Here is a 14844-nt window from a genome sequence, read left to right as displayed (position 1 = left end):
CCCCAGAGTTGGTCGAAAGCTTTTTGGGCGTCGGCAATGGACATCCCGGTGACCTCCAAATCGGTGCGCTCGTGCCGATCGATTCGCTGTTGGGCGTCTGCCACCTGCTCGTAGTATTCACCTTCGGGATCGCGACGGCGCGGGCAGGAATCTTGCCGCGCTGGCCTGCTCTTTTCTTGGCTTTCGCGGAGGCGGTCACGCCGGCAGCGGCACTGTTGCCCCATGAGACGCGATCCCTATGTGAGCCACATTTGCCTGGCTCGGCTACGCCCCCCTTTGCAGCGCCGCATCCACGGGATTAAAGTCACAGACAGCGAGCAGTATCACCGGGTTTACTGGCAGTGCCTATTCACCGGTCGAGCTGATCCGTCCGTAGGAAACCACCTCATGCGCGCACGAATTTCTGAGCTCCCGTTGTCGCTTTGATGTCCGGGTTTAGGGTGGAGACTGCGCCTGGCACACGATTGGAATTAGGCGCACACCGGCTGCGCAAGCAGCAGCAAGAGCCTCAGCTTAGGCCTTGCATTCAGATAGTGACAATGCCGTATCAACATCTACATGGCGCGCTTTTCAGTGGACCACAACGCCCGCATCTACGAGAGTAAAGTTGCGTTCCACCGGCCGTCTCGGCGTAGATTTGTCGGGACTAAGGTCAATGCCAGGCCGATTAGTTCGTCGTCTGGACAAGAGTGAGGATAATCATTGACCCAGTTCACTGATGACGACCTGAATGCCTTTTCCAGCGACGGTCCTGTGCCCTTGCCACCAAGTGGCACTTACATCCGTTGTGGGGGGGTAAAAGTGTGGTTCGGCGAATATGGGGCTGGACCTGCCGTTGTCTTGGCCCATGGCGGGATGGGGAACGCCGGCAATTTCGGGCACCAGGTCCCTGCCCTCGTAGATGCCGGCTATCGAGTTATCGCCATAGACAGTCGTGGGCACGGGCGCAGCGGGTGGGACGGAACACCGTTCTCTTATGTCCAATTTGCGGAGGATGTCCTTGCGGTGCTTGACCAGTTGAGGATTGAAAGGGCGGCGGTAGTGGGTTGGAGCGATGGCGCATGCACTGGCCTGGCGTTAGCCAGGGCGCATCCGGAACGGGTGGCTGGCGTTTTCTTTTTTGCGTGCAATGTAGATGCAAGTGGCGCCTGGCCGTTCGAAATGACCGAAGTGATCGGCAATTGCCTAAAACGCCACCGGAAGGATTATGCCATGCTCTCGCCCGCGCCTGAGCGTTTCGACATGATGAGCGCAGCGCTGCAGGAGATGCAGGGTAGCCAGCCAAATTATTCGCCAGCGGACCTGGGTGCTATTAGCGTGCCCGTCACTGTAGCATGGGCGGCAAGTGACGAGTTTATCCGCCCCCATCATGCGCGCTATATTGCAGAAGCCATTCCCGATGCACGGCTGGTGGAACTGCCGGGCGTCACCCATTTTGCGCCGGTGCAGCGGCCGGCGGATTTCAATGCAGCGGTGTTGGAATTTTTGGAGGCAAATAAACCTCGAGCATCGTCATGGCGGTCGCCCCCGACTGAAGTGTGCTGAGGTCCGCAGGAGTGACAGCTTTCGGGACAGCATCGAGGCTGCTTGAACGACCGGAATGGTGAAGGGTTTGGGATGCCGCTTGGCGTAACAAGGCATCTCATGCAGGAACCCGCGGTCCGCACACGTTGCGCTATGGGTATTTCTGTTTGGGGCCGCTCGCGTGCCTTCCGCCAGTGGCGGGGCATGTTGCGATGAGCGTCTTGAGGCGACCGCTTCCGAGCGGGACCTGGGTGCGTGCGGTGGAGATTGGGACGCGTTGTACTTGCATGCTGAGGGTCGCCGCGGCACTGGGCGTAACCGATCCGGTGCCGGGTAGCACGGCCGTGCGGACAGGCGGTTCATGCCGGGTACGGTCTCCCGGTTCGAGGGCTTCGCCGCAGGTGATTCACGAGGCTGGCACCACGGGGCGAAGGTCTCGAGGATTACCAACCGCATCCCAGATTTACGGCTAACGGCGCAAGGCGATCGCAACCGGATCGGTACGGCGCCGGGATGAATTAGCCTCACCCTCTGGATCTGGTCACGGCGCGCCAGCTGCGGACCATGTCGAGATCAGCATCGGCGGTGTGATGCTGCGCGGTACGCTCGGCATGATCCCGGCCGGGGTGAAGGTATTTTTGGCCAGCCATCCAGTGGACTTCCGCAAAGGTCCCGATGGGCTGATGGCGCTGGTGCGCGATGCCGGTGCTGATCCGTTCAGCGGGGCGCTTTGCATGTTCCGCGCCAAGCGGGCGGATCGGATCAAGATCGCCTGGTGGGACGGCACGGGACTTTGTCACTACGCCAAGCGGCTGGAGAAGGCGTCGTTCTGCTGGCCGCGGATCGGCCACAGCCGGGTCGACCCATCGCCTGATCCTGGACAGCATGGCTCCTCCCTCCCGCCGGATGTCCCCGCGCTTGCGTCAGGGATGGACGCCCGTCAGGGCGAAGACCCGATCTCGGGGCTTCGGCTCTGCCGACAGCCCGGCTCCGCCAGGAGGACGCCCCAATACCCGCCAGCACGTCAACGTGGCGCCATCATCCAGTCATGTGCAACGCCGCTGTCTTCATCGGGGGCAATCATGCCGAGTCCGAGAAAATGCGACAATCTTCGGACAGGATTCCAACCTGCGGGTGTTTGATGCCGCTGCAGTTCAAAGTGGCGCGCATCGTCAGTTTGAGGTTCCGGGCAAGGCTTGCGCCTAGCTGTTGATGGTTCCCTGGAACTTCTCAATCGTGGAAAAGATGTCATCGAATGACGGCGGGGTGTCGTCGAACATCATCGGCGCCATCGCGCGATAGTCGGCTCTGAGAGCCTTGATCCGCGCCTCGCTGGGTATCAACTGCAAAGTGCCTGGGCGGGCCGCATCGTAGTTGGCCCAACCCGAGCGAAAGAAGGTGGTTTTGTGCTTTGCCACCGTTGCCAGAAGCTCAAGATCAGTGGCGGCGGCCTTGCCCTCGTCTGAGTCGAGCAGCATGGCGAGATCATAGTAGTGGCGCGAGAAATACTGCGGGGGCGCCGAGTCCGCCGGGCGATTGGCCTCGGCGTGCAATGCCGTGGCCTTTTCCCAGAAGGTGCGCCGTGCCGATAGCACCGTAACAGTCGTATCCGGATCCTCGAAGAAATCGGGAAAATCCTCAGCCGCGTAAGGGCGGATGATCTTCGTCTCGGCGGGCCAGGGATCGCCGCGTGCACCGAGCTCGAGCTTCACCCGCGGCGTGATATAGGCCATGCCTTGATATTCGGCCGCCGGAAGCGCGACCGGGTAGTGGAAATTCAACGTCTGCGCATCGGCGTCATCGACCGCAAGCGACCACTCGTCGTGTTCCGGTTCGCCGAGTTCTTGGACGATCACGACCCGAAGGGCAGGAAGCAGTCTTTCGGCGATATGCTTTTCGACATCCCCCACAAGGTCCTCAATGAGCTGCCCGGCCTTCTTCCGGCTGATACCCTGATTTTCCGGGTCGCGATCTCCTGTGTAGCCGAGATCAGTCCGGTCGAAGGACAAGTCGATGTCCTCGGAGAAGCGGCGGATGATGCCGAATGCTTTCGAGAGAGACGTTCCGCCCTTGAAAACCAGGCTGGCAGCGGTGTTCTCCGGAAGAGTGAACAGTCGCTTCAAGGTCCAGCAGACCCAGAAGTCTTTCTCGATGATCGTGTTGGCGACGCCGCGGCCAGCGCCGGTTTCGCCAAACAGCGCTGCCCGGTCGCTCGCCGGAAGAACAGCGACCTTATCCATTCACTACGTCCGACGCTGTGTTGCCGATCGAGATCAGCGTGGGTCGCATCCAGGCCGGAGCCTTGACTGCGTTGGATACGAGTAGCTTCTTGTCGCTGGCCGACAGCCGACGCGAGGCAACCTGGACCACGTCGGCGGCCCGCGCAGGTCCAACGTGGCGAAGGGCCTGCACAACCGTCCCGGCAGGACTGCCCGGCGCGATCAGATGCTTGGGCGCAGCGTGACGCAGATCGACCACGCGCCTGCCCAGCACGATCCGGCGTGAAGGGCCGTCCGTTAGGTAGACGCTCTTTGCTGGAACCTGCGTCGAGAGGCCGAGTGCATTGGCGGCGTACGCACCGGCGATCTGCGCCTGCGAGCCAGTCTCCCGTGCAAGCGCGCGCGCAACGTCGTCAGGAGCCGGTGAAAGCGCCCCCAGCTTCGGATGGACCTTTGGATAATCATAGAGGCCACGCGCCAAGCGACGCAGCTTGCCGCTCTTGACCAAGCGGGAAAGAGACTGGTCAACGGCGGCGCGCGCTGCCACATCGAGGAAGTCAGTGGGCGTGAAGACGCCTCCGCGCCCGCCGGCGCGGGCACGTCGCATGATCTGATCAGGAGCTGATGTCATCGCCGTATTCATATGTCAGAAAATAGCCTATTTTTTTCTGACATTCAAGGTGCTGGCTGACCTTGTTGCGAAGAGGGTCTCGAGGGACGCAATCCCTTACTCATCCCTTGGTGAACAAGCAGGAAGTGTCTTGCTGGACTTCGACGTAAAAGCTCAGTTGTCGGCCGCACGCAGCCGTTCCAGACCGCATAATATGCGAATCCTATGTCGTTCGGTTTCGTGTAAAAAGCAGATCTCCCACAACAAAGAATACCGACTACTACGCAGTGGTGGGTGGCGCTTCTTGGCCCGGTTGGCCGCGCGGTACTTATGCCAGCCGGGAGAATTCAAAGATCCCCTCGAAGGTCGGCCGCAGGAGCCGCAGTAGTCAGACGTTCGCCCGGTTGCGGCGGTTCCACCCCAAGCGGCGCTCGACACGGTGGGCGCTTTCGCGGACCATGGCGATCAGGTCCGGGTCTTTTTGATGCACTTTGTGTTCCGGCACCACAATGGACATGGTGACGTGGCAACGGCCTGACTGGTCCAGTATCGGCGCGGCAATGCACGCCACGGCGAAGTCGGATTCGCCCGCCTGAATCGACAGCCCTTCCGCTAGCGCCTCATGGGCGTTGTCGGCCAACACCTGCGGATCGGTCTCGGCACGCCCGGTGGGGGATACCCGGGCGGAGCGGGCGAAGATGGCCAGCAGGTCGGGCAGCGGCAGGTGCCCGACCAGCAGGCGGCCCGAGGCCGTCCAGTTGAGCGGGCTGCGGGAGCCGACGCGTGAGCTGACGTTGAACTGGCCGGTTCCGTCTTCCATGGCCAGCACCACCATCATGTCCTGATCGCGCCCGCAGACCTGCACGGTCTCGCCGGACTGCCGAGCCAGTTCGTGCATTTCCTGGGTCGCGGCGCTCAGCAGGTCGAGGCTTCGCGCATAGCTCAATCCATAGTGATAGAGCCGTGGCCCCAGCCAGATCAACCCATTGGCATCGCGGTCGAGCAGGTCTTTTTCCACCAGGTCGTCGATGATCGCATAAATGGTCGAAAGCGGAGCGCCGACGGCGCGGGCGATCTCATAGGCCGTCGTCGCCTGCTCGACGCGCTGCAGATGGTCGAAAATCTGCAGCGCCCTATCGATACCGCTGGTGCGGGTCCGACGAGCCGGCTCGGTCTGGCTTTCACTATCGGTCACCTTACTCGCTCCGACCCTTCGCCTACATGATGGTTCGTCTACGCTGTCAATCGAGCCACTTCAATATGGCGGCTTCCTGTGCCAGCCAACGCTCGGCCAGCGGCGTGAAGATCACCTCGTTGGAGCGCAGGGCCCGGTCCAGTTCTTCGATCAACCGCTCGGCGACGATGGCTTCTTCGTCAGGATGCAGATTGCAGGGATCGAGGAAGAAATGGCCATGCTCGGCTTCGTGATCGCGCACGATCACCGGCCTGTCGCCGGCGGCGAGGGCACTGGCCATATCCCATGCGGTGATGCGCGCGGTCTCGGGATCGATATCGACCTTGAGCCGGTCGAGCGGGTTGTCGGTCGGATCGGGGACGATGGTGGCGGAAACACCCGGACGGCCTTGCAGCGCTTCGACCCAGAGATCGAGCGCCTTGCGTTCGCGGGCGCGGATGCCGTCGTGGTCGCGCAACTTCCAGCCTTCGAGTGCCGCGATGACGCCGACAATGCCTTCCTTGCCGATCTTCATGCCACGGCCGATGCCGCGGTTCTGCAGGTAGATGTTGCGCACGAATTCCTTGTCGCCCGCGCAGATGCCTGAGGTCGGGCCGCCGAGAAACTTGTGGCCGGAATAGAGCACCACATCGGCACCATCGGCGAGGAACTTGCGCAGATCATATTCGGAAGCCGCATCGACGATCACCTTGACGCCGCGCGCATGGCAGACCTCGGCAAAGGTCTTGAGCGGAATCTGGGCATAGTCGACGACATGGTGGGAGACAACGAAGACGGCGGCGACGGTGCGCTCGGTGATGGCGCCGGCCAGCTGATAGGCATAGGCGCTGGTCGCCTGCCCCACCGGCACGACCTTGCCGCCGGCCATGCGGATGGCCTGCTCCACCGGAGCGCCATAGCTGACCATGTGGCCACTCTGGATCAGCACTTCGTTCTTGAGGCTGCCGGTATCGGGCAGTTGTTCGATGGCCCAGAGGTTATCCCCGGTGATCGCGGCCGCCACGGCGAGGCTGATCGCGGCGGAGCAAGACGCCGTGATGAAACCGGCTTCGGCGCCGGTCAGTTCGGCAATGGCGGTGCTGGCGCGGCGGTGCAATGCGCCCATTTCGACGAACTGGCTCAGCACGCGGGTGATGGCATCGACGGCCTCGGGCACCACGATGGAGGCACCAAGCGACGTCATGGTGCCGGAGACGTTGATTACCGGGCGGAGGCCCAACTGGGTGCGAATATCCTGGGTCATGCTTTCACTCTCGATTGGCAGTGCAGTTGGGCGTCTGGTTGGCAGGCAAGCCTAGTCAAAGGCCACCACGGCTTCGATCTCGACGGTGATCTGGTTGGGCAGCGAGCTGAACCCCACCGCCGAGCGCGCGTGGATGCCGCGCTCGCCGAAAACCTCGTTCATCAGGTCCGAGCAGCCGTTGATGACGGCCGGGTGGTCGGCGAATTCCGGCGTGGCGTTGACCATGCCGAGGAGCTTGACCACGCGCCGCACCCGGCCGAGATCGCCCAGGGCCGCCTGGATCACGGCGATCAGGTTGATCCCCGTCAGCCGGGCATGGGCATAGGCGTCCTGCACCGACACCTCGGCGCCGACCTTGCCGGTATGCAGCGTGCCATCGGCTTCCGACGGGCCCTGCCCCGACAGGAACAGCAGCTTGCCCTCGATCACATGGGTGACGAAGTTAGCGATCGGCGACGGGGCAGCGGGCAGGACGATGCCCATTGCCGACAGCCGGTCGTAAGGGGACGCATCCGGCCGCTTGGCAAGCTCGGAAATGCTCATAGATAGAACTCCACTAAGACTAAAGCTCGCCGTGACGAATGCAGGCGACGTGATGGTTGCCGCCGAGATGCTCGACGGGCGGGATGACCTGGGCGCAGGCCTCGATCGCCATCGGGCAGCGCGTCCGGAAGACGCAGCCGGACGGCGGATTGATCGGGGATGGAATATCGCCCTGAAGGGGCACATGGGTGCGCTTGCGCGTCGGATCGGGCACCGGCGCGGTGGCAAGGAGGGCCCTGGTATAGGGATGACGCGGCTGGGCGTAGACCTGGCGCGAGGGGCCCCGCTCCATCACCCGACCGAGATACATCACCACCACTTCGTCGCAGAGATATTCGACGACGCTGAGATCATGGGCGATGAACAGCATGGTCAGGCCGAGATTCTGCTGCAGCTCGCCGAGCAGGTTGAGCACCTGCGCCTGCACCGAGACGTCGAGCGCCGAGACCGGCTCATCAGCGACGATGAAATCGGGCTCGACCGCCAAGGCGCGGGCAATGCCGATACGCTGGCGCTGGCCGCCGGAGAATTCGTGCGGAAACCGCCGCGAATAGTCGGGCGACAGCCCCACAAGGGTCAGTAGTTCAGCAATCCGCTCGCGCCGCCTGGCGCCGCGGGGGTAGCCGCGGGCATCGAGCGCTTCGCCGATGATGGCCTCGATGCGCAGGCGCGGGTTCAGGCTCGAATAGGGGTCCTGGAAGACGATCTGCAGGCGCTTGCGCCAGTGCTGCATCTCGCCGGGCTTGAGCGCGAAGATATCTGTGCCATCAAAGATCGCCTGGCCGGAACTCGGCTCGACGAGGCGCAGGATGGAGCGGCCGGCCGTGGTCTTGCCCGAGCCGCTTTCGCCGACGAGGCCGACAGTGGTGCCGCGCCTTATGTCAAAGCTCACATCCTCGACGGCATGCACGATCTGGCCGCCGCGACCGGTAAAATGCTTGGTCAGCCCGCGCACGCTCAGCAGCGGGGTATCATCGCTTGGCTGGGTCATAGCTCATGGGTCCTGATGCAGCGCGAGAAGGTTTCGGGGCCAGCGGGGATCAGCGGCGGAAAGGCGATGCGACAGGCCTCGATGGCCATCGAGCAGCGCGGCTCGAAGGCGCAACCGGGCGGCAGGTTGGTGATCGGCGGAACCGAGCCGGGGATGGAATAGAGCGCCCGGCGCGCACCGTCGGTACCCAGGTCACGCGTTGCGTCGGGCGTGCAGGCCAGCAGCCCCTTGGTATAGGGGTGCTTCTGGTGGGCGAAGAGCGAATTGACCGGCGCCTGCTCGACCACGCGGCCGCCATACATCACCACGACATCATGGGCGACCTCGGCCACCACGCCGAGATTATGGGTGATGAACAGGATCGACATGCCGAACTGTGCCTGCAGGCGCTGCAGCAGGTCGAGGATCTGCGCCTGGATGGTCACGTCGAGCGCAGTGGTCGGCTCATCGGCGATCAGCAGCGAGGGATTGCAGCTCAGGGCCATGGCGATCATGACACGCTGGCGCATGCCGCCCGACATCTGGTGCGGATAGTCGTCCAGCCGTCGTGCCGCATCGGGGATTTCGACATGCTTGAGCATTTCGAGCGCCCTTGCGCGGGCCTCGCCGCGGCCCAGCTCGGTATGCAGCGAAATCATCTCGCCTATCTGGTCGCCCACCGTATAGAGCGGGTTGAGCGAGGTCATCGGCTCCTGAAAGATCATGGCGATCTCGCGGCCACGGATGGCGCGGAACTGCTTGGGCTCGAACTGTGCGAGGTCATGCACCTGCTCGTTGCGGTCGCGAAACAGGATTTCGCCGCCGGCAATGCGGCCGGGCTTGGCCAGCAGCCCCATGATCGACAGGCTGGTGACCGACTTGCCGGACCCCGACTCCCCGACCACGGCCAGCGTCTTGCCGCGCTTGAGATCGAAGGTCACGCCATCGACCGCCTTGGTGGTGGCGCGCTTGCTGACGAACCAGGTCTTGAGGTCGCGGACCGATAGAATGGTCTCGGCTGGTAGGGGTGCCGTCATGCGGTCCACCCGCAGCTGGGGCATTTGTGGCCGGGATCGCCAGCAGCAATCGGCTGATGCCGGTGGGCGGTGACTGCCTCGGCGCCCAGGATGGCGTAGCGCGGCTCGAAGGTCTGGTGCAGCGTGCTTTTCGCCCCCTGGCTATCGGTGACCACGAGATCGCCGTCGACCAGGTCGAACAGGGTGAATTCGGCCGGCTTGCCCTTGACCAGCAGGTTGTCGGCCGGCTTGCCGATGGCGCGCTTGGGGGCGGTGGAAGAGGCGACAATCACATCCTCCATGCCCATGCCGAGCGATAGCAGCTTGCTCATCGTCGTCGCCAGATCCCACACCGAGGTGTCGAGCGAGCGATTGTGCAGGTCGGTGGAAATGGTGTTGGGCTTGAGCCCGCGCTCCAGCGCCGCCTTGCCGACATCGAAGGAGAACGAGGCGCCACCATGACCGACATCGAGGATGATGCCGCGCTTGGCCGCGTCTTCGGCGAGCTTGTAGAGATCGTCGTCCTCGATGATCGAGCCGCCCTGCTTGCCGTTGAAGCAATGGGTGACGATGTCGCCCTCGGTCAGCAGGCCCAGCACGTCGTCATAGAGCGGCGGCGGTTCGCCAACATGGACCATGACCGGCAGGTCGAGCACGCGGCTGAGCTTTTTGGCGAGCTTGAGCGGCACCAGGTCCCAGCCGCCTGAAATCACCGCGCTGGCGCGCACCTTGAGGCCGACGATGACGTCCCGGTTTGCCTTGATCACCGCAATGGTACGGTCGATGTCGATCGAGCGCATGTCCTGCAGCTCGCTCACCCGGTTGCAGGCGACAAGGCCGATCGAGCCCAGATTGAGGAAGGCGTAGATGTTCTCGCGCGCCGGCTCGATGATGAATTCGCGCAACCCGCGGAAATTGGCTTCGCCGGCCGATCCGGCATCGACGATGGTGGTGACGCCGCGCGCCGCCCCGCCCTGCTCCGGGCGGATCGAGATATCGGTGCCGCCATACCAGACATGGGCATGCAGGTCGGTCCAGCCGGGCGAAATGAACGCGCCCTTGGCCTCGACGAGGTTCGCATTGTCAGCGGCGATATTGGCGCCGACATCGAGGATTGCGCCATCGGCGGCCACCAGCACGTCGAGGACCGGCGGCAGGCCGGCTTGGGCGAAGCCGATGGGCTTGGCGCCCTTGATCAGCAGGTTCTGGGCTTGCGGTTTAAAACGGTTATCGAACATCAGACATCCTTGGCGAGGCGCGGATCGAGGAAATCGCGCAGGCCGTCGCCTACAAGTTGCAGAGAAAGCACGGTGATGATGATGGCCCCCCCGGGGAACCACATGATCCAGGGTGCCTGGTCGAGATATTGTCGGCCGACCGAAATCATGGTGCCCCAGGTGGGAATATCGGGCGAAATGCCGACGCCGAGGAAGGACAGGCCCGCTTCGGCGAGGATCGCGTTGGCGAAGATGAAGGTGGCCTGCACCAGCAGCGGCGAGGTGAGGTTACGCAGCACGTGCCGCACGAGGATTATCGGGGTCGGCACGCCGAGCGCCCGCGCTGCTTCCACATAGGGCAGCTCGCGGATCACCAGCGTCGAGGCGCGCACCACTCGGGCCAGCCGTGGCGCATAGACCACGCCGAGCGCGATCACTACATTGGTAGCCGAGGCCCCCAAAGCCGCCACCAGCGCGATGGCCAGCAGGATATCGGGGAACGCCATCATGGCATCGATCAGGCGCGATACCGGGGCATCGAGGCGGCGGAAGAAGCCGGCCATGAGGCCGAGAAAGACGCCGATGATCGAGGCGAAGATCACCACGGCAAAGCCAACGGTGATCGAGGTGCGGCCCGAATAGAGCACGCGGGTGAAGACGTCGCGACCCAGGTCGTCGGTGCCGAACAGGTTTTGCCAGCTGGGCGGCAGCAGGCGGTTGCGCACTGCCAGCTGGGCCGGATCGTAGGGCGAGATCACCGGCGCCAGCAGCGCCAGCGCGATCATGACGATGATGATTACCAGTCCCGCCATGGCGGTGGGTCGGCTGGCCATCTTCATCAGCAGATTGGGTTCGCGGAACCCGCCTTGAGCAATAGCGGCCATCAGTAACGCACCCGGGGATCGACGACGAGATAGAGCATGTCGATGATGAAATTGACGAGGACGTAGAGCCCCGCGACTACTAGCAGCGCCCCCTGGATCAGGGGATAGTCGCGGCGCAGCACGGCGGAGACGATGAGACTGCCGACGCCGGGCAGGCCAAATACGGTTTCGGTGACGATGGCGCCCGAAATCAGCAGCGCGGCGGTGAGGCCGACCACCGTCAGGATGGGGATCAGCGCATTCTTGAGCGCATGCTTGACCACCACGCGCCACTCGCTCATCCCCTTGGATCGGGCGGTGCGGACGTAGTCGTCATTGAGCACGTCGAGCATCGAGGCGCGGGTGAAGCGGGTGATCAGCGCCGAGCTGATCAGGCCCAGCGTTACCGCCGGCAGCACCAGATGGTGCATGCGCGTGCCAAAGCTGGCGCCGGGACCGCCATAGCCGGAGGTATCGAACCAGCCGAGCTTAACCGCAAAGAACTGCATGAAGATCAGCCCGAGCCAGAAGCTGGGGATCGAGGCGGCGAACATGGCCAGTGTCGTCGCGGCCTGGTCGAAGATCGAGCCGCGCCAATAAGCCGAGAGCACGCCTACCGGCAGCGCGATCAGCGTGGCGATGCCCAGCGAAAAGACAGTGAGGAAAAAGGTCGGCTCGGCACGCTGCCACAGCGCATCGGTCACCGGCATGTTGAGAAAGATCGACTGGCCGAAATCGCCGCGCAGCACGCCGCCGACATAGCTGATGAATTGCTCCGGGATCGAGGCGTTGAGCCCGAGCCGTTCGCGAAGGCTCGCGATGTCGGCGGCCGTCGCGTCGGGACCCAGCATCACGGCGGCCGGATCGCCCGGGGTGACGCGCACGATCACGAAGACGATGGTGACCACCAGCGCCATCACGATCGCCATGCCGAAGATGCGGTTGAGTGCGGAACGAAGCATATGTCGGCCGGACCTCTGTTTGGAACAGGTTCAGTATCAGGCCCCGTCGCGGCCGAAGCCGCGACGGGAGGTTTGGCGAGAAGCCTACTCGGTGAGGTAGGCGTTCCAGAAGTAGGGCCACGGTGCCGGGGTCACGCCATCGAGGGCGGGGTTCTGGGCGGCCAAGGCGTTGAAGTTGCCGACCTTGAAGCCGGGAACTTCGTCATAGATGACCTTCTGGACCTCGACGAACAGTTCGGCGCGCTTGGCCGGATCGCTTTCGGCGTTGAAGGCTTCGACGGCCGCATGCTTGGCATCGGTTGCCCACCAGCCGGGCGAGGTATCCGACATGATGCCCATCAGCGAGGGTTCCGGCAGGAACGGGCTATGGGTGATGTAGATGTCCCAGAGCGCCGGATCGGCACGATTTGTGGTGAGCGTCGCCCATTCCACCACGTCCATCTGCACCTTGAAGCCGGCGGCTTCGAGGTAAGCCTGGGCCACCAGCGCCATCTTGTAATGGAACTCATACTGACGGCTGGTCAGGATGCGCAGCGGCTTGCTGCCATCATAGCCGGCCTCAGCCAGCAGGGCCTTGGCAGCTTCGGTGTCGCCGAGGGGCTTGTAGGCCTCGGTGCCGACTTCGGAATGCCAGGAGAAGCTGTCCGGGTACCAGGCAGCGTCGATCGAGAAGAAGTCTTCCGAGCCGAATGCGGCCAGCATCATGTCTTCGGGAGCCAGGGCAGCCTGGATCGCCTTGCGGATACGGATGTCTGAGTTGAGGCCTTCCTTGGTGTTCATCATGAACACCGGCCAGCCAAACGGGGCCAGCACGACCGGCTCGGTCGCACCATCGGTGATCTGCTGCATGGATTCGACCGGCAGCTGATCGACATAGTCGTACTCGCCAGCCATGGCCGCGCCGATACGGGTATTGGGATCGGGGACCGGCACGAATCGGATTTCGTCGAGATACTGTTTGCGGGCACCGCCGTAACCGTCGATCTCGCCGCCGAGCGACTGGTAGCCGTCGAAGCGCACGAGCTGGATATACTGGTCCGGCACGCGCTCCTGCAGCTTGTAAGGGCCGGTGCCTATGAAGCTGGTCAGCGGATCCTGTGCGGCATTGGCGGCCGGGATGATGATCGCGGCCGCGTTGTTGAGCGATAGGAGGGCCAGCAGCGGCGCATAGGGCTTGGACAGCGTGATGGTGACGGTCGCTTCATCGGTGGCCGCAATAGCCGTGATGACTTCGGCCGCCTGTTTGCCGCGGGTGGCGATCTTGATCCAGCGCTCTAGCGAAGCCACGACGTCGGCAGAGGTCATGACGCTGTCATCGTGGAACTTGATGCCGGTGCGGAGCGGGATGGTGACGGTCAGGCCATCCGCCGAAATTTCCGGCAGCGCCGCGGCCAGCAGCGGGGTGGCACCCCACTTGGCGTCGAACGTGTAGAGCGTTTCGAACATGTGCTGGGTAACGATGCCGACGAGGTCGGCAGTCGAAGCCATCGGATCGAGGGTTGGCGGCTCACCAATGGTCGCAACATCGATGATGCCGCCCTTGGTCTGAGCGTAGGCAAGTCCGTTCACCGACATCAGTGCAACGGCCGTAGTGGCAACTGCCAGCGCAATGCGCTTCATCCAAATTCCTCCTGGTTATTCCCTAATATCGGAATATATGCCCTTGTTACGGAAAGAGCTTACACTACGTTCGTCATGCGTCAAGCCGCCAGTAAAAACCGCGCCGATGGTCTCACCACGCGGCCGATTTCGGCTTGGGGCATGGAGCGCACCCCATTTTGACCGGACAGTCGGCCTAGCCGATAAGGCATAGGCCTACGCCTATGAGTACGACTATGTCCAAAGCCTCTGACGTCCCGTTCAGCCGTGTCGAAGTCATTACTTCCGTGCAACGCCGCCGCCGCTGGTCGGTGGCAGAGAAGGTCAGCCTGGTTGAAGAAGCCATGCAGCCCGGCATGGGTGTTTCCTACGTTGCCCGACGCGCAGGCATCTCTCCCTCCCAGCTGTTTGCCTGGAAGCGCCGCATGCTGGAAGGCGGTCATGCCGCCGTGGAGGCCGACGAAGATGTCGTCGCCGCTTCCAGAGTCCGGGAGTTGGAGAAGCGCGTCCGCGATCTCGAGCGGGTGCTGGGCCGCAAGACCATGGAGAATGAGATCCTCAAGGAAGCCCTTGAAGTCGCTCGCCCAAAAAAACACAGCTTGCCCTTGGTGTCCTGGAACGCTGCCGAGGACGGTTCCCGATGAGCGCTATAGCCAGAACCCTGGGCGTCGCCCGGTCCAACCTGATCGAGCGCGCCGCGACGCCCGTTGTCCCGCGTGGTCCTTATCGCAAACCAGACGATGCCGACCTGCTGGTCGAGATGCGACCGATCATCGACAAGCGCCCGACCTATGGCTATCGCCGCGTCACCGCGTTGATCAACCGGCAGCGCCGGCTCGAAGGCAAACCGGTCGTCAACGCCAAGCGGGTGTTGCGGGTCATG

The 14844-nt window shown here is 63.2% G+C and carries 13 protein-coding genes and 1 pseudogene; 3 read left to right on the top strand and 11 right to left on the bottom strand.

Annotation, left to right across the window (positions count from 1 at the left end; translation table 11 throughout):
• Positions 1-702 precede the first annotated feature (702 nt).
• Both WH91_RS13140 and tnpB read left to right on the top strand, forming a co-directional pair.
• Positions 703-1545 carry an alpha/beta fold hydrolase gene (locus WH91_RS13140; protein ID WP_046171472.1) on the top strand — a complete coding sequence of 281 codons (843 nt, stop codon included), beginning with the start codon at positions 703-705 and terminating at the stop codon, positions 1543-1545.
• 569 nt (positions 1546-2114) lie between these two features.
• A complete protein-coding gene (gene tnpB / locus WH91_RS23505; RefSeq protein WP_074797889.1) occupies positions 2115-2666 on the top strand; it encodes an IS66 family insertion sequence element accessory protein TnpB in 552 nt (183 codons plus the stop codon).
• Positions 2667-2726: 60 nt separating this feature from the next.
• On the opposite strand, the gene WH91_RS13130 is transcribed toward tnpB, so the two are convergent.
• The 11 genes from WH91_RS13130 to WH91_RS13080 all read right to left on the bottom strand — a co-directional run bounded on the left by WH91_RS13130 (position 2727) and on the right by WH91_RS13080 (position 13982).
• Positions 2727-3764 carry a nucleotidyl transferase AbiEii/AbiGii toxin family protein gene (locus tag WH91_RS13130; protein WP_046171470.1) on the bottom strand — a complete coding sequence of 346 codons (1038 nt, stop codon included), beginning with the start codon at positions 3762-3764 and terminating at the stop codon, positions 2727-2729.
• Positions 3757-4350, bottom strand: coding sequence for a DUF6088 family protein (locus WH91_RS13125; RefSeq protein WP_046171485.1), 594 nt, complete (start codon positions 4348-4350; stop codon positions 3757-3759). Before WH91_RS13125 ends, WH91_RS13130 begins: the two co-directional genes overlap by 8 nt.
• Before the next feature lie 391 nt (positions 4351-4741).
• A complete protein-coding gene (locus WH91_RS13120; RefSeq protein WP_046171469.1) occupies positions 4742-5548 on the bottom strand; it encodes an IclR family transcriptional regulator in 807 nt (268 codons plus the stop codon).
• A gap of 46 nt (positions 5549-5594) precedes the next feature.
• Positions 5595-6791 carry an aminotransferase class V-fold PLP-dependent enzyme gene (locus WH91_RS13115; protein WP_046171468.1) on the bottom strand — a complete coding sequence of 399 codons (1197 nt, stop codon included), beginning with the start codon at positions 6789-6791 and terminating at the stop codon, positions 5595-5597.
• A 51-nt stretch (positions 6792-6842) separates the two neighbouring features.
• On the bottom strand, positions 6843-7334 hold the full coding sequence (locus WH91_RS13110; protein WP_046171467.1) for a RidA family protein: 492 nt from the start codon (positions 7332-7334) through the stop codon (positions 6843-6845).
• Positions 7335-7353: 19 nt separating this feature from the next.
• Positions 7354-8325 (bottom strand): ABC transporter ATP-binding protein, encoded by a 972-nt coding sequence (locus WH91_RS13105; RefSeq protein WP_046171466.1) that lies wholly within the window; start codon positions 8323-8325, stop codon positions 7354-7356.
• Positions 8322-9341 carry an ABC transporter ATP-binding protein gene (locus WH91_RS13100; RefSeq protein WP_046171484.1) on the bottom strand — a complete coding sequence of 340 codons (1020 nt, stop codon included), beginning with the start codon at positions 9339-9341 and terminating at the stop codon, positions 8322-8324. The genes WH91_RS13105 and WH91_RS13100 overlap by 4 nt, the downstream gene beginning before the upstream one ends.
• On the bottom strand, positions 9338-10558 hold the full coding sequence (locus tag WH91_RS13095; protein ID WP_046171465.1) for an amidohydrolase/deacetylase family metallohydrolase: 1221 nt from the start codon (positions 10556-10558) through the stop codon (positions 9338-9340). Before WH91_RS13095 ends, WH91_RS13100 begins: the two co-directional genes overlap by 4 nt.
• The gene (locus WH91_RS13090) at positions 10558-11421 is read right to left on the bottom strand and encodes an ABC transporter permease (RefSeq protein WP_046171464.1); all 864 of its coding nucleotides are present in this window, start codon (positions 11419-11421) and stop codon (positions 10558-10560) included. The genes WH91_RS13095 and WH91_RS13090 overlap by 1 nt, the downstream gene beginning before the upstream one ends.
• Entirely contained in the window at positions 11421-12362 is a 942-nt protein-coding gene (locus WH91_RS13085; protein WP_046171463.1) for an ABC transporter permease, read from the bottom strand. Before WH91_RS13085 ends, WH91_RS13090 begins: the two co-directional genes overlap by 1 nt.
• Before the next feature lie 84 nt (positions 12363-12446).
• On the bottom strand, positions 12447-13982 hold the full coding sequence (locus WH91_RS13080) for an ABC transporter substrate-binding protein (RefSeq protein ID WP_046171462.1): 1536 nt from the start codon (positions 13980-13982) through the stop codon (positions 12447-12449).
• Positions 13983-14185: 203 nt separating this feature from the next.
• Here WH91_RS13080 and WH91_RS25435 point away from each other — a divergent pair.
• Positions 14186-14844, top strand: a pseudogene (locus tag WH91_RS25435) (transposase); the annotation flags it as partial.

Source organism: Devosia psychrophila (genome assembly GCF_000971275.1).
Lineage (GTDB): Bacteria > Pseudomonadota > Alphaproteobacteria > Rhizobiales > Devosiaceae > Devosia > Devosia psychrophila.
Note: the sequence above shows the minus strand (reverse complement) of the source record. Positions and strands in the feature narration are given on the sequence as shown.

Excerpts from the sequence above, each read along its gene's own strand:
- WH91_RS13080 (WP_046171462.1), bottom strand. The coding sequence starts at position 13,982 with ATGAAGCGCATTGCGCTGGCAGTTGCCACTACGGCCGTTGCACTGATG.
- WH91_RS13110 (WP_046171467.1), bottom strand. The coding sequence starts at position 7,334 with ATGAGCATTTCCGAGCTTGCCAAGCGGCCGGATGCGTCCCCTTACGAC.
- WH91_RS13105 (WP_046171466.1), bottom strand. The coding sequence starts at position 8,325 with ATGACCCAGCCAAGCGATGATACCCCGCTGCTGAGCGTGCGCGGGCTG.
- WH91_RS13115 (WP_046171468.1), bottom strand. The coding sequence starts at position 6,791 with ATGACCCAGGATATTCGCACCCAGTTGGGCCTCCGCCCGGTAATCAAC.
- WH91_RS13100 (WP_046171484.1), bottom strand. The coding sequence starts at position 9,341 with ATGACGGCACCCCTACCAGCCGAGACCATTCTATCGGTCCGCGACCTC.
- WH91_RS13125 (WP_046171485.1), bottom strand. The coding sequence starts at position 4,350 with ATGCGACGTGCCCGCGCCGGCGGGCGCGGAGGCGTCTTCACGCCCACT.
- WH91_RS13095 (WP_046171465.1), bottom strand. The coding sequence starts at position 10,558 with ATGTTCGATAACCGTTTTAAACCGCAAGCCCAGAACCTGCTGATCAAG.
- WH91_RS13130 (WP_046171470.1), bottom strand. The coding sequence starts at position 3,764 with ATGGATAAGGTCGCTGTTCTTCCGGCGAGCGACCGGGCAGCGCTGTTT.
- WH91_RS13090 (WP_046171464.1), bottom strand. The coding sequence starts at position 11,421 with ATGGCCGCTATTGCTCAAGGCGGGTTCCGCGAACCCAATCTGCTGATG.
- WH91_RS13085 (WP_046171463.1), bottom strand. The coding sequence starts at position 12,362 with ATGCTTCGTTCCGCACTCAACCGCATCTTCGGCATGGCGATCGTGATG.
- tnpB (WP_074797889.1), top strand. The coding sequence starts at position 2,115 with ATGCTGCGCGGTACGCTCGGCATGATCCCGGCCGGGGTGAAGGTATTT.